Genomic DNA, 15,470 nt, shown 5'->3' on the forward strand with positions numbered 1-15,470 from the left:
CCAACTAACAACTGTCAACTGTCAACTGTCAACTGTCAACTGTCAACTATCAACTGTCAACTGTCAACTAACCATTACCCCCGACTAACTGCGATTTGTCAAAATCAGAGGCTCTACCGATCCGAATCCCTTGAGGCGTCACATAGGCGACTTCCGGGAAAAACTGAGCGGGTGAGGTTTCTGGGCCTCTGGCAACATACTTAGCAATCCTAATCACCATCGGTTCCATCTGCAAGGTCATAATCACGCTTTTGGTGTTGCCACCGGCACCGGCGTGCACGACTCCCCGCAAACGGCCCCAAACTAGGATATCGCCTCCGGCGATGACTGAGCCGCCGGGATTTACGTCTCCCAAAAGTACGACGGTGCCCGGATGACGAATTTCTACGCCCGATCGCACTGTCATCTGCAAATATAAAGGTTCCGCCAGCGATTGCGGTTTTTCGGCAGTGGCTTTATTCAGGGAAGAAACCGGAGGCTGCTGTTCTACACAATAGCCTGCTGTAGCAGCAGCAACGGCGGTTTGGCGGCGACTGGTGTGGACTCGTTTGAGTTGCAGTTCCACTTCCGAGAGGGCATCGGCGATTTCTTGCAGTTGGCGGATATCTAAAAGTCGATCGTTCGCCATCAATTGTACTTCGGCATTTGCCTGCCAAAAGCGTTCTCCTGCGTTCAGCCTGACTTTTAGCTGCTGCCAAAGTTCAGTCCAAGTCGAGGCCGTGGCTGTTGGTAATTCACTGGTGTTAGTTTCTGAGGGGAGTAGCAGTAGTAGCTGTCCATCTTCTGTTTTAAGGCGGACTTGCATATCAAGGCTGACTTCGGGTGTCGCTTGAGGGGCAGGTTCGGCAGCGGCTCCGGGGAAAACATCGGGTGTCATGGACAGGTCTGAGTTCGGGTAGGGACAGGTTAACATCAATATTAGCCTGAGTGGTCATTAGTCATTAGTCATTAGTCATTAGTCATTAGTCATTAGTCATTAGCAGGGCACTCCGCGCACACTTTAGACAAAAGTAGGACTTACGCATGGAGGTCTAGAAACCTGGTTTTTTTACAAAAATACTTCGTTGCAACCGGGCGATTCGGTAAAAAAACCGATTGCTGGATATTGGGCGGCAAATCCGCTGGTAGCAGAGATTGATGAGATTGCGGCGGGTTCTTTTAAATTGCGACAACCTCCTGAAATTCAGGGTAGTGGTTATGTTGTCAAGTCTTTGGAATCGGCACTTTGGGCGTTTTACAACAGTTCTTCTTTTGCTGAAGGCTGTTTGTTGGCTGTAAATTTGGGCGACGATGCGGATACAACTGGTGGGGTTTACGGACTGTTGGCGAGGGGTTTTTACGGAGAATCTGGTATACCGGAAAAATGGATCTCGCAATTAGTCGATCGCACTTTAATTGCATCTTTTGGCGATCGGCTTTTGACTTGATCTCGATCGCTGTGAATACTTATATCAGTTTTCAATCTTCTTGGTTTTTACAAGAACTAGCAATTTTAGTTAACATAGATAAATTTACCCCACCATCTACCAGAATAGGCGCAACCACAGGCAGATTGCGCCAACAAAACGCTATATTTTGTTGTTCATAAGTCCTGAATCGAAAATCAAAAATAAAAAATCGAAAATCAATTGACCTGTGTAGCAATTCGTGATATGTGTCTTCGCGTTGATCTAGGGTGTGTCATCAATTAAAAGAGTTGACAAAAGCGGGCGAATGTGCGTAGGGTTCGGATCGCTCACTCAAGCTTCAGGAAAACCCGATGACACGGCGCTACTGGCAGCATCAGTCATTTGGCTGGCTTAACCCTCCGATCGCTACTCACTACACGTTAATTCTGTTTTGTCAACCAACCTAATTAATGACACGCCCTATATATAAAAAATATTTATGAATAAATCTTAAGTTTTAATTAAATTTAGTATTATAATTTTGGTAACTTCCAACTAAGTATTTATTCTCACTATGATAGCGGATCAATTTCCTTGGCTGACCGCAATTGTCATCCTACCCCTGGTAGCTGCCCTCGCCATCCCTTTTCTGCCCGATACAGACGGCAAAACCGTGCGCTGGTATGCCCTAGGCGTAGGCATTGCAGATTTTGTATTAATGTGCTGGGTGTTTTGGACTCATTACGATCCCAGCATCTCTACTTTCCAAATCGTCGAACAATATCCCTGGATACCTTCTTTAGGCTTCAACTGGTCTGTTTCCGTTGACGGGCTGTCTGTGCCGTTGGTACTGTTGGCGGGATTGGTGACGACCCTATCAATCTTTGCAGCCTGGGAAGTCGATCGCAAGCCGCGACTCTTCTACTTCCTGATGCTGGTGATGTACTCCGCACAAATAGGAGTCTTCGTCGCCCAAGACATCATGCTGCTCTTCATCGTCTGGGAACTAGAACTAATTCCGGTGTACCTCCTAATCTCGATTTGGGGCGGACAAAACCGTCGCTACGCAGCTACCAAATTCTTGATTTACACCGCAGGCGCTTCCATCTTTATTTTGATAGCTGCCTTAGCAATGGCATTCTACGGCGGAGGCACCCCCACCTTCGACATGGTAGAACTAGGCTTGAAGGACTACCCACTGAGTTTAGAATTACTGCTTTATGCGGGATTGCTGATTGCCTTCGGTGTGAAACTGGCGATTTTCCCCTTCCACACTTGGCTACCTGATGCCCACGGTGAAGCATCTTCTCCCGTATCGATGATTCTGGCCGGCGTATTGCTGAAAATGGGCGGATACGGACTGATTCGCCTGAATTTGGAACTTCTTCCCCAAGCACACGTTTACTTTGCACCGATTATGGCGGTGCTCGGCGTGGTCAATATTATCTACGGCGCGCTGAATTCCTTCGGCCAATCGAACATGAAGCGCCGCCTAGCGAATTCGTCGATTTCTCACATGGGATTCGTGTTGTTGGGTATTGCTTCCTTCACGGATTTGGGAATCAACGGGGCGCTGTTGCAAATGATTTCCCACGGTTTAATCGCCTCAGTATTGTTTTTCCTGGCTGGCGTTACTTACGATCGCACCCATACAATGATCATGGACGAGATGGGCGAGATTGGGAAAGTCATGCCGAAAGTGTTTGCCTTGTTTACCGCAGGCGCGATGGCATCCTTGGCACTCCCCGGAATGAGCGGTTTTGCTAGCGAACTCTCAGTGTTTGTGGGCGTCGCAACTAGCGATATGTACAGCGGTTCTTTCCGCGCGGTGACAGTGTTCCTGGCGGCAGTGGGACTGATTTTGACGCCGATTTATTTGCTCTCGATGCTGCGACAGTTATTTTACAACTGTGGGACACTAGCGGCTTGCGACCTTGAGGATCTAAATTTGCAGAATCAGAGAAACAATCTGGATGAAGCGGTTTGTTTTGGTAATAGTTGCGTTTTGCCTGGTGATGCACCGTTTATTGATGCTAAACCTCGGGAAGTGGCGATCGCATTTTGCTTTTTGATACCGATTGTCGGCATTGGTTTTTATCCCAACATGGCCATGCAAGTCTACGATGCCAAGACTGTCGCAGTCAACGCAGAAGTCCGCCAATCTTACATCCAAATTGCTCAACAAAATCCTCGGATTTATGCGAATCAACTTTTGGTTCCCAAAATTGCCCAAGCTCAAAAATCGCCTGCTTTGGACAAAATTACAGGGTCTGAATCTGCATCGGTTTTTGGCATTGTCAAATAATTTTACCGAATTCTGTTTTTGTTGAAAATTGGGCGATCGCTTTTGTCAAAGGGCGATCGCTTTTTTGTTAGCCCTGAATTTCTGAAATAATCTGCGCCAGATTCTCCCTAGCATATCCCACCTCAAGAATCGATTTATCCTCCAGTTCGGAGGCAACTTTATTCAAGATATTTAGCGGTTCTTCCAAGCCTGTCGTCTTCACAAACAACACTTGCAACCGAGTTTTTACTAATTCTAAAATAGAACTAATTGGCTCGCCTTTATTCCCTTTCCGTGTAGCAATGTTGATGCTCAATTTGTGAGTTTTCAACAGCCGCATTCTTTCTATTCCTTGCGTCTTAACCGTCTCCAAAACCTCCGCTCGAATCTGATCGACTAATCGGTCGGTTACATATTGCACGATCAAAGGCTGAAGCATAAAAACAGTTTCCCCGCCCTCACTAATTTTGTCAATCAGCGAGCGACGACCCAGAGAATCGAGATTTTTCAGCAAATCGGAAAGCGATGAATTGACCAACATCTGCTCTCGCAAAGTCGCCAGGGAAACTGGGTTTTGAGCAATAGCAATCCAGTAGGCAATATCTTGTTCAGAACTCGACATGCGATCGAACTGCTGCGCGAGCAAATTGCTGATATGTTCTTCAATAAATAAAGCCGTAGCTTCCAAAAGGTTTAAAACATTCCCCTCAAAAAACTCGTTAATTGTTGTCGCTACAATCTTTAATGCTAACAGATTGCCTCCGTACCGGGATAACAAGATTTCCAACTCTCGATCTTGAGCCGACAAACCTTTTTCTTTGAAAATTTCCCGCGCTATTTCCTCGGAAATAGCAGGTTTTAAAGACCGCACTTTTTCTCCCGCCAGCAAAGCCAGTTCCGTAGGCTCTTCCGAACTAACTAGCAGTAAACAGCTATTGTGATTGACCTCAGACAGCCGCACGATTAAATCTCGATATCCTTCGCAGCCTTCGCGGTAGTGTCCCGCTAATTCTTCAGGTCTGAGAACCGCTTCAAAATCATCTAAAATTACCAGACAGCGGTGTTTCCGCAGATACTCGACCAAGCGCGAAATTTTGCTGTTGAGGTCGAGCGGCACATCGGGTTTTTGTTGGTTATAAAAAAGTTGAATTAAGCTCCCTAGGAAGTCGGATGGTGCGGGTGTCGATCGCAGCGATCGCCAAATCACAAAATCAAACTCATTCTGTATTTGTTTTGCTAACTGCACCGACAGAGTTGTTTTGCCACTACCAGCCAAACCCAGCAGCGCTACCAGGCGACAATTATCTGATACAATCCACTGCTTTAAAGTAGTTAATTCTTCAGTCCGTCCGTAAAAAACCGAAACATCCGGTGCTTGGCCCCAATCTTCCTGTCGGTGTCCAATCGCCATCTTCAATAGGGAGCCTTTACCTCGACTAAAATCGCTCGTTCCCTGATCGATGTGGTATGAAAACAGCAACTGATGCCTCAATTCCGAAAGCTTTCCAGGGCCGTTCCCCCCGATCTGAAACTTTTTGTAAACTTCGCCGAGTCTTTTGCGAACGGCGATATCGCTAATGCCAAGCTTGGTTGCGATCGTCCCTGTAGATTGACCGTCGAGAGCCATAAACACAGTTTCTAACTCGGCATCTGTGACACCGCGCTGTTTGGCGATCGTTTGCACAAAGTTTTGAGGAATCGGAGTAGTCAAGGTAGGAATCTCGTCTATACTAAAAATCTATCTTCTATTATATTGTGTGAGTTCTCGCAGGCGAGCAATTGAATCGAATCTACCAACGTTCAGCTTGCTTTTTGTTGTTTGGGCAGTTTTAGATATTTATACCCCATTATCTATTGTGATACCAGTTTAAACAAAGAATGCAACTGTAGGCCCCCGTTCCAAACCCATACAGAATCAGTCATTCCCAATTCTTCAATTCTTTAATTCTTTAATCTAAAAGGGTATGAGGAACCGGGAATCGATCGGCATTAATTGTTGCTATGTCCCTACTCGTAGAACCTATTGTAGGGTGGGTGGAGGCGCGGCCATCAATCTGTAGAACCAAAGGATAAATCTCCAACCGCGCCACCACCCACCGCGAACCAACAACCGGGTAAATTCACAATTCCTGAAAGCAGCACTTTATCAGCCAAAAACCTTCGCACTAGCGCGGTATTCTTGGGCCGAAAGCAGCCGCCAACTCCCCTCGCCCAGAAGTTCCAAAACCTGCTGGTGATATTTCACTAAGCTCAATCGGTGGCCGACACTCACAAACGTAGTTTTAGTGGCTTGCAACTGCTCGTATAAATGTTGCTCGTTCTTCAAATCCAAAGCACTTGTCGCCTCATCCAAAATAGCGTATCTCGGTTCCGTCAATAACAATCTAGCAAAAGCTAAACGTTGCTGTTCTCCCAGCGACAAAATCTCACCCCAATCTAAATCCGCATCAAAACCGCCCAATCTGTCCGGCAAATCTGCTAAGTTTACTGATGCCAAAACGCGGCGCAATTTTTCCTCATCAACCTCGCTGCTGCTGTTGGGATACAAAAGTTGCGATCGCAAACTACCCAAAATCATATAAGGACGCTGCGGCAAAAACAGCATTTCCCCCAATTCCGGCCGCGCCAAACGGCCGGTTCCCGATTCCCACAAACCCGCAATTGCCCGCAGCAAAGAACTCTTCCCAGCACCGCTTTGCCCGACAATTAACAGTCCTTCACCGGGCTGCACTGCTACCGACAAATCCCTAATTAAAGTCTTTTGATGCTGCGGAGTATCTAAAGTAACGTGCTCCAGTGTCAACTGAGAATCTACTACTACATCTATAGCAGTTCCTCCGGCACGAGATACCGCTTTTTCCGCTTCCAGAGTATCTGTAAATACAGTCAAACGATTGATACTAGCGGCAAAAGAACTCAGCGGCTCAATCTGAGTTACAATCACAGAAAAAGCGCGCAAAACCTGACTAAAAGCAAAACCAGCTTGAGTGATATCTCCAAACTCGATTGTACCACTTTGATCGGCAAAATAAGTTGGAGCCAGAAACAAAGCCGGAATAATCACCACAGCATATCCGTATCCAGTTGTGAAATAATCCAAATTCCGCTGCCAACCAATTAGCAAATTAAAATTGCGAAATACTTCCACAAATCGCTGCTTTATTTGAAATGATTCTTGCTCCTCGCCTCCATAAAAAGCAATAGATTCGGCGTTGTCGCGAATGTGAACCAGTCCGTAGCGAAAATTTGCTTCTTTTTTAAGTTGCTCGAAATTCAGAGGTACTAATCTTTGACCAAAAACTAGAGTAGCTGTCGTGCCCACAATAGCATAGATAATCAGAAAAATCGAAAGTTGTTTTGAGATAGACCACAGGATACCAGTAAAAGATATAATATTAACTATTGAACCCAGGATGAGCAGCATAAATGACAAACTTGTCCGGGTAAAAGATCGGACATCTTCGGAAATTCGCTGGTCTGGATTGTCGATTTCCTTGTGTAAATTTATTTCGTAATAAGCCCGATTCTGAAAATACTTATCGAGGAACTTATTCGTCATCCACTCCCGCCAGTAGATACCCAATTTATCTTCGGTATACCTATAAATTACCACAATGGGAGTGCCGACTATAAAAACCCCTGCATACACAAACAGATACTTCCAGTAATTGAGCTGGTCTTTCTTAGCTAGTGCTGTGTTAAAAAAGTTACCGACGTAACTAATTATTACATTCATACCGCTGACTGACAGGGACAAAAACAGCAGCAAAGTCAATAAAGCCCAGGGCTGCCAGTGTGCAGTCAATCTGTCTTTGAACCAGACAAAAGCACTGAAAGGAATAATTAACATTAAAGCCACGATCGCAATTGCGGGCGAATTAATAATTCCTTTCAACAAAGTAACTAAGCCGGCAGCAATACTATTGACAAATTGGGGAAATAAGACTTGAGTACCCAAACATACAGCGCTGACGAACACAAACATCGCAGCGAAGAGAAATATCAACAACAGCGCCACTAATCCCAAAAATACCCTGCCTCCCCCAGGCTCTAAAGGATAAAAGTAAGGTTGAGCGATCGCAATAAATCTCTGCCACAACTGACGGTCAAATCGATTCATCTTTGCTGTTTACAAAACTACTTTGACTGTTCTAACATATGGGAGCATCTCAGTTTTGTAAAAAGCATTTTTTTTATTGTAGTGCGAGCGTCCCCGCTCGCGTATTGTACAATACGCGAGCGGGGACGCTCGCACTGTAAATGCAAAACTGAGATGCTCCCCTAACATATCAATTCTTGTGACAAACAGCAGCAGTAATTTATTTCGGAGTTTCGCGAAAAAATTTGCCTCACCCACCGACGGAAACTGGTTGGCCGAGTTAACTGGTGGAGAGAACAAATTTGGGAGCTTAGTTCAAGGTCTTAGATTCATCGGTTGAATCAATTCTTTAATCTCAAATCTCAAATCGCTCTAGCTGGAAGAAGTTGCGCTATCGCCGGCCAAGTCCGACTGCAATTCGCTCCTGTAAAATCGCTGGCTAATCCCTAAAATTACTTGTTTCATTACCCAATACAAAACAGCAATTACTACAAAAGTTACAACCATTACTAAAACCGGACGCTTGCCTATCAAATCGTTCATTACGCTGTTAACCAGCGCATCGGGGTTAGTAAGAATGTCCCAAGTGTTGAAGCGGATAAATCGCCCTAAATAAATTCCGATCGCCGAAAGTGCGTGTATAGTTATCTCCGTTACCAGGATAAATCTACCCCAACCCTGTTGCTTCAAATAGTAACCCAAATTCATCACCGACAGCACGTAAGCTCCAAATCCCGCCAGCATAAACGCGAGATATTGGGGAATCAAAGCCAGAGTCACAGTCCACACCGAGTTCCCCTCTTTAATCTGCTCGATCAGGTGAATGATATCAGTTAAAACGTAGGGTGCATTGGGTAAAAATCCGATAAACCAGAAAAAACAGCCCCACCAGCGGAGAGAGCGAACTCCGCGCTGCCGCAGTACCCAGATGTCTACAGCCATCAGTGCCAGTGTAATCGCGATCGCCCCCAAAAGGTAAGTTTTGCCCACATCTTGCACAATATGCTTCAGATAGGACAAAACATGGCGCATGCTGGGCAAAAAAGTAGCGCCCAGGAGAATGCCCGTACCCCACAGCAGCCAGCGCGATCGAGGTTTGCGGAACAGCCAAAAACTCAGGCCCAGCGGTACTAAACTCAAAAACAAATTCCAAGACATCCAGCGCACATTGTGTCCCATTGCTTGCAGCGCTTCCAGGATTAATCCCATCATGTCAATTTTTCTACAATTAAAGGTTTGATGCAGCACCGCTTCATTCGCAGCTTCCGTCTATTTTAGTCTTTAACTTGTAGGGTGAGTAGCTTATCGCTGCGCCCCTGAAAATCAGGAATTGCTAACCCACCCTACCAATGCGGAGTCAATCTCAAATCTCAAATCTCAAATCTCAAATCGACTGACCCACCCTACCACTGCGGAGTCTATCTAATATCTAAAATCTCAAATCTCAAATCTCAAATCTCAAATCGACTGACGCACCCTACTATTTATACAGTTTGTCGATCGGAATCTCAATCTTAAAAGTTGTTCCGCATCCTATGGACGAAATACAGTCAATCTTACCCTTGTGCTTTTCCACCACAATCGAGTGCGCGATAGACATTCCCAAACCCGTACCTTTGCCCACAGCTTTTGTAGTAAAAAACGGGTTAAAAATTCGATCGACTATCTCATCGGGAATGCCCGTACCATTGTCCGAAATTTCTACCCTCACAGTCTTCTGGGGGGTTACACCAGTGGAAATAGTAATGTGGCCACTCTTTGTATCTGCTTCCCGAACGGATAACTTTTGATATCGTTCTTCAATAGCATCAATTGCATTAGCAATAATATTCATAAACACCTGATTCAGTTGGCTAGCATAGCACTCCACCAGTGGCAGTTTTCCAAACTCCTTAATTACTTCAATTTCCGGGCGACAGTCCCTACTCTTCAAGCGGTGCTGCAAAATTAACAAAGTGCTTTCAATTCCCTCGTGAATATCGACCGGCTTCATGGCGGATTCGTCCAGTCGCGAGAAATTTCTGAGGGACAACACAATTTGCCGGATGCGCTCGGTTCCTACCTGCATTGAACCCACAAGTTTTATTAAATCCTCAGCCATGAAATCTAAATCAATCTCTTGAATGCGCTCCACAATTATTGAATTAGGTTCGGGATACTCATCTGCGTAAAGACTCACCAGATCGAGCAACTGTTTTGTATACTGGTTGAGATAATCAATATTAGCGTAAATGAAGTTAACTGGATTATTAATCTCGTGAGCAATTCCAGCAACTAATTGCCCCAAAGAAGACATTTTTTCAGTTTGGATGAGCTGAGTTTGAGTAGAGCGCAATGACCGCAGCGCTGACTCTAAAGCTCGAGCTTTTTCTCTTTCTCGCGCCTCGCTTTGTCGCAGTGCTTCCTCTGCTTGCTTGCGAGTCGTAATATCCTGGCAAAATCCAATTATTACCTTAGCCTGACCGTCAGGATTCCTGCTAAAAATAGTATCCCGACTTTGCAGCCACAAAAATTGACCATTTGCGGCCCGCATTCGGTAGTCAATTTCCCAAATTTCGCCATCTTCAACTCCTAAAAAGCTCGCGTGATGTTTGACAATTTTCGGCAAATCTTCGGGGTGTATTAACTGAGGCATGACTGACGAATCCATCGCTGTAATGTCATCGCGGGTATAGCCCAAAAGCCCTAGCACTGAACTATTAGCGTAGATATTTCGCTGTTCTTCCAAGTCGTAGAGATACAAAATACCGGGAGTAGCATCGGCTACTTTTTGAATAAACTGCTGGCTTTCTTGCAAAGCTAATTCAGCTTGTTTGCGATCTGTAACATCAACGGCGATGCCGTCCCAAAGAATATCGCCGTTGTCCTTAGCTTCAGGACGCGAATTTATCTGAAACCAACGAATGTTGCCGGAAGGCAGCACCATCCGTCCTTCCCACTGCCCAGGTTGCAAACTCTGGGCAGAAATAGCAACAGATTCGTCATGATTTTGGCGGTCTTCGGGATGAATTAAATCTGTTACCAAAGCCGCATTTTTCAGAACATCTTCTGGTTCTACCTCTAAAAGTTCTCGGCAAGCACCACTTATGTAAGGAAAACTGAAATAGCCATCGGGACACAACAAAAATTGATAAATGATTCCCGGCACATTAGCAGACAGCTTTTGGAATCTGGCCTCGGTTTCTCGCAGTGCTTCCTCTGCTTGTTTGCGCTCGGTAATGTCAGTAATTGAACCAACCATGCGGACTGCTTTTCCAGATTCGTCCCACAAAGCTTGTCCCCGACTCAATATCCATTTGTAAGCGCTGTTGTAGCACCACAAGCGGTATTCGGTGATGTAATGCGGCGTTTTTCTCTCCAAGTGTTCTTGAAGAAGTTCCTGAGACATCTCTAAATCATCGGGATGTAAACTCGTATTCCATGTGTTATTATAATCGCTAATGTCACTATCTTCGTAACCAGTGATTTCCTTAAAGCGATCGGACACAAAAAGTTCCCCTGTTTGCAAGTTCCAGTCCCAAATGCCGTCATTGTTGCCTTTGAGTGCTAACTGCCAGCGTTCTTCAGTTTGCATCAATTGAGCAGTTCTCTGTTTGACTCTATTTTCTAGTTCTTGATTAAGCTGTTTGAGACTTTCTTCTGCCTGGTTGCGTTCGATCGCAATTCCTGCTAAACTTCTGATCGCCTCTATCAATTGCATCTCAAAAAAATGGGGCGGGCGCGCTTGGGAATAATATATTCCAAAAGTTCCCAAAACTTGACCCTGAGATGAGAAAATAGGAGTAGACAAGCAAGCTCTCAGTCCAAAACTCAAGGCTAAATCTCGATAATTTTCCCACAAAGGATCGCTGGCAATATCTGTAACGATCACCTGTTGGCGGCTAAAGGCAGCAGTTCCACAGGAACCGACATCCGGGCCGATAGCTATGCCATGAATAGCAGCATTGTAACTGTCGGGCAAACTAGGCGCAGCTCCATGTAGTAAATGTTCGCCATCTGGAGCTAGAAGCAATATCGAACCGATGACATCTCTAGATTGTTGCTCGATAATTTCAACTAAAGTATTTAAAGTATCGCCCAGAGAAGTACCCTTAGCAATCATTTCTAAAATTTGTTTTTGACCGGTTAACCAATTTTCAGCTCGCTTGCGCTCTGTAATGTCGCGGGCAACCCACAGAACCGTGTTTTCTTTCATGGGCGAAATGGTAGCGGCAAACCACTTTTGTACGCTGGCAAGTTCCAGGTTATATTCAAAAGTACAGGTTTGATTTGTAGCAAGGGCGGTGCGAATTTTATCGTGAAAAATATCGGCCATTTCTGGCTCGAATAATTCGCTGATTTTTTGCCCGGAAAATTCCGCCGTCGGCTTGTACAATAATTGGGGATTGGTCGGGGCAACTTTCAGGAACCGTCCCTCAATATCGAGCTCGAAAATTAAGTCGTTCATGGCAGCGAACAAAGCTCGAAGTTCCGCTTCAGAACCTTGCAGGGCGATTTCAGCTTGTTTGCGATCGCTAATATCCGTCCCGATACAAAGCAGCCCTGCCACATTTCCCTTCGCATCTAGTAAAGGTTTATTTGTCCACGCTATCCACACCCTTTCTCCATTGCGGCGGATGTTTTCATTTTCGTTTTGGAAGTATTTTTGCGGCTGTGCCAAACAGTCTCGAATCTTTGTCGCGAGGTCACTTTCAAATAAATCTGTTTTCGGTATAATTGTGCCGATCGCACTTTTGCCGATGATTTCTGCTTCTGAATACCCGAAAAAAGTTTCAGCAAACTCGTTAAAAAAAGTAATGTTGCCTTCACTGTCTAACTGCACAATCATGCTGTTAGCATTCTCAACTAATAGCCGGTACTTAACTTCGCTCGATCGCAGTTTCGCACGGCCGTACACCCAGCTAAAAACCGCCACCCCGGTGAAAACAGCCAGCAAGCCGCCTCCAAAGAGCAGCCACCCCCGAAGCGGCGCATTCGCACGCCATCCCCCCGCCGGAATTGCGGCCAACTGCCAGGAACCGTTGGGCAAAGTCACTTCCAGCAGCACGGGATTGTGCTGAAAAATTGACCCGTCACCGAAAAACACAGGGCCGGATGCTCCCGAACCGTCTTTGCCCCGCAGAGCGTATTGCAGCTTCGCTGAGGAGTCGTTGAGTCCTGCTTCCTCAATGAGGGTATTTTTGTCGATGATCAGGCCTGTCAAGCCCCAGTAAACTCCTGTTTCAGGGTCGGCACCGGAGGGTGTGAGAAAAATCGGCGATCGGCTGATGAACGTCTCGTCCCCCTCCAATAATTTCACGGGCCCGGCAAGCAAAGTTTTTCTGGTTCGGATGACCTCTTTGACCATTTGCCGGTGTTCGGGTAGCGTCGTCAAGTCCTCTCCGATCACCGCTTCATTTCCCTCCCGTGGATAAATGTAAGCGACCCTCGTGCCTTTAACTAAAGTTATGGCGCGAATGCCCGGTTGCTGTGCCACCAGAATTCTCGCCGTCGCTGTAAACTCGGCTTCGGTGATGTTTGGGTTGTTGGAAAGGTAAGCCCCCAAACCCCGCATCAAAAACAGGCGGGAATTCAAAGAGCCTTCCAGCTTAGAACGGACTGTGCTGAGGCGATCGAGGGTGCTAGCGCGGTTGTAGTGAAAAAACCGCCGCTGTTCTGAGCGATCTAAAATGCCAACTCCGACCAAAATTGCTATTGATGCCGAAATTGCTGCTAAATACGGTGAAATTTGGAATTTTTTCACCTTAAAGTATTCCATCTGCCGGCGGTTAAGGTATATTTTTTAGATATTTAGATAGATTTAGTTTAGTTTGATTTCTCTAACCAAATGCAAGATTTTCGCCATACCGGGCTTTTCGCAAGCGGGCGCGAGTTTTTTGTGTTTTAGGAAACCCGCCGAACGTCGGCGATCGGCAAGCTTCTAATCATCAGTTGTGTGGACAAAGTTTTAAATCTCAAATCGACTGACTCGCCATTTATCGGGTAGGGTGCGCGCTGCCGCACCAGAGCGGTGGGGGAACGCGCACCCGAAAGACGGGAGTTATTAGCTAAAATAAGGTTAGCAATAATTTTTTTCAGCGCTACGCCGAATCTATCATAGGGGCAATTTGATGCAAGAACAGTTGATGGAAGCGATCGCACCTTACCGCGATCGCGTAGATTATCTAGAAGTTCGCCTCGAACAAAGCGAGTCAACTGCGATTAGTTTTCGCGGCCCTCAGTTAGATGCTGTAAACCGCAGTTTTAGTCTCGCCGGCGGCATCCGCGCCTGTCACAAAGGTGGCTGGAGTTTTGTAACTTTTAACGGTTTAGATGAGTTAAAAGACCGCATTGAAGAAGCTGTAGTCCAGTCTCGTTTGGTTGGCAGCGAAAAAACTCTACTAGCAGATGTCACCCCGATTCAAGATTATGTAGCGGTGGAATTGGGCCGCGACCCGCGCTCTATTACTCTAGCCGAAAAGCGGAAATTGCTCGAATCTTACAATCAGTTGCTGTTAGATTACGACCCGCGAATTCAGACAACAATGGCAGGTTACAGCGATAGATTTGGGATTACTTATTTTGTGAATTCTCAAGGTACTTGCATCGCTCAAGAGCGCTTGGACGTGACCGGGCGTTTCGGAGCGATCGCCCGCGGCGAGGGCGGTGTCGTCCGCCAAGGGTTTGAGTCGATTCACTCGCGATCGGATTACGATGTCTTGACAAATATTGAAGATCGTGTTAAGAGTGCTGCCGTTCGAGCTGTAGGCCAATTAGAGGCAAAATCGGTGAAAGGCGGTCAGTATCCGGTGATTTTAGACCCTTATTTGTCGGGGGTTTTTATTCACGAAGCTTTCGGGCATTTGTCGGAAGCAGACGGCATTTACGAAAACCCGAAAATGCAGGAATTGTTGACTTTGGGCAAGCCTGTGGCGATCGAACAATTGAATGTAATTGACGACGCAACTGTGCCGGGATTGCCGGGAACTTTGAAATATGACGACGAAGGCGTGCCGGCTCAGTGCAAGCATTTAATTAAAAATGGAGTTTTAGCGGCTCGGATGCACAATCGCGAGACTGCGGGCAAAATGGGCGAAAGTCCGACGGGAAATGCCCGGGCTCTGAGTGCTACTTTTATGCCTTTGGTGCGGATGACTAATACTGCGATCGAGTCTGGCGAACATTCTTTTGACGAAATGGTTGCCGACATTGACGAAGGAGTTTATGCAGTGCGGATGTTGGGAGGACAAACCAACGGCGAAATGTTTACCTTTGCAGCGGCTCAAGGTTTTATGATTCGCGACGGCAAATTGGCTGAACCAGTGAGCGATGTCACTTTAAGCGGCAATGTATTTCAGACTTTAAAGGATATTGAGTCTATAGGAAACGACTCGGTTTATGCCTACGGCGGTTGTGGTAAAGGCGGCCAGAGTGGCTTGCCCGTAAGTGTCGGCGGCCCTCATCTGCGGATTAAAAATGTCGTCGTCGGAGGAAGGTAATCATTAGTCATTAGTCATTAGTCATTAGTCATTAGTTATTAGTTCAAGACTTACGAAACTGGTTAAGGTGAGGGTGCGATCGCGCCCTCACCTTAACCATTCCGGGGTACTAACAAGTTGACAACCGACTCAAAATTTACTATTGACTTTCACTCGCGCTGAGTGCGATGCCGGAGGCTACCGTTACCAAAGGTGTCAATTTCCGCACATCAATTAGCACA

The 15,470-nt window shown here is 46.1% G+C and carries 8 protein-coding genes; 3 read left to right on the forward strand and 5 right to left on the reverse strand.

The annotated features are described in order from the left end of the window. Positions 1-67 precede the first annotated feature (67 nt). Complete coding sequence (gene minC, locus QT990_RS22765) at positions 68-877, reverse strand: septum site-determining protein MinC (RefSeq protein ID WP_333147679.1); 810 nt, start codon at positions 875-877, stop codon at positions 68-70. Between the two features lie 187 nt (positions 878-1,064). Here minC and QT990_RS22770 point away from each other — a divergent pair, with 187 nt between their 5' ends. After that, positions 1,065-1,427 (forward strand): ADP-ribosylglycohydrolase family protein, encoded by a 363-nt coding sequence (locus QT990_RS22770; protein WP_333147681.1) that lies wholly within the window; start codon positions 1,065-1,067, stop codon positions 1,425-1,427. Positions 1,428-1,962: 535 nt separating this feature from the next. Continuing rightward, positions 1,963-3,693: an NAD(P)H-quinone oxidoreductase subunit 4 gene (locus tag QT990_RS22775; protein ID WP_333147683.1), complete on the forward strand. Its 1,731-nt coding sequence runs from the start codon at positions 1,963-1,965 to the stop codon at positions 3,691-3,693. Positions 3,694-3,760: 67 nt separating this feature from the next. On the opposite strand, the gene QT990_RS22780 is transcribed toward QT990_RS22775, so the two are convergent. The 4 genes from QT990_RS22780 to QT990_RS22795 all read right to left on the reverse strand — a co-directional run bounded on the left by QT990_RS22780 (position 3,761) and on the right by QT990_RS22795 (position 13,514). Then, positions 3,761-5,383: an NB-ARC domain-containing protein gene (locus tag QT990_RS22780; RefSeq protein ID WP_333147685.1), complete on the reverse strand. Its 1,623-nt coding sequence runs from the start codon at positions 5,381-5,383 to the stop codon at positions 3,761-3,763. 435 nt (positions 5,384-5,818) lie between these two features. Further along, positions 5,819-7,792, reverse strand: a complete 1,974-nt coding sequence (locus QT990_RS22785; RefSeq protein ID WP_333147687.1) for an ABC transporter ATP-binding protein/permease — start codon at positions 7,790-7,792, stop codon at positions 5,819-5,821. A 351-nt stretch (positions 7,793-8,143) separates the two neighbouring features. Beyond that, the gene (locus tag QT990_RS22790) at positions 8,144-8,983 is read right to left on the reverse strand and encodes a DUF1361 domain-containing protein (RefSeq protein ID WP_333145368.1); all 840 of its coding nucleotides are present in this window, start codon (positions 8,981-8,983) and stop codon (positions 8,144-8,146) included. Between the two features lie 268 nt (positions 8,984-9,251). Next, positions 9,252-13,514 carry a PAS domain S-box protein gene (locus tag QT990_RS22795; RefSeq protein ID WP_333145367.1) on the reverse strand — a complete coding sequence of 1,421 codons (4,263 nt, stop codon included), beginning with the start codon at positions 13,512-13,514 and terminating at the stop codon, positions 9,252-9,254. 367 nt (positions 13,515-13,881) lie between these two features. Between QT990_RS22795 and QT990_RS22800 the strand changes: the two genes are divergently transcribed. Then, positions 13,882-15,249 (forward strand): TldD/PmbA family protein, encoded by a 1,368-nt coding sequence (locus QT990_RS22800; RefSeq protein ID WP_333106075.1) that lies wholly within the window; start codon positions 13,882-13,884, stop codon positions 15,247-15,249. Positions 15,250-15,470 lie beyond the last annotated feature (221 nt).

It is taken from the genome of Microcoleus sp. T3_B1, assembly GCF_036700445.1.
In the GTDB taxonomy this organism is placed as follows: Bacteria; Cyanobacteriota; Cyanobacteriia; order Cyanobacteriales; family Microcoleaceae; genus Microcoleus.

Coding starts and splice junctions, on each gene's coding strand:
- QT990_RS22800 (WP_333106075.1), top strand. CDS start 13,882: ATGCAAGAACAGTTGATGGAAGCGATCGCACCTTACCGCGATCGCGTA.
- minC (WP_333147679.1), bottom strand. CDS start 877: ATGACACCCGATGTTTTCCCCGGAGCCGCTGCCGAACCTGCCCCTCAA.
- QT990_RS22790 (WP_333145368.1), bottom strand. CDS start 8,983: ATGATGGGATTAATCCTGGAAGCGCTGCAAGCAATGGGACACAATGTG.
- QT990_RS22785 (WP_333147687.1), bottom strand. CDS start 7,792: ATGAATCGATTTGACCGTCAGTTGTGGCAGAGATTTATTGCGATCGCT.
- QT990_RS22775 (WP_333147683.1), top strand. CDS start 1,963: ATGATAGCGGATCAATTTCCTTGGCTGACCGCAATTGTCATCCTACCC.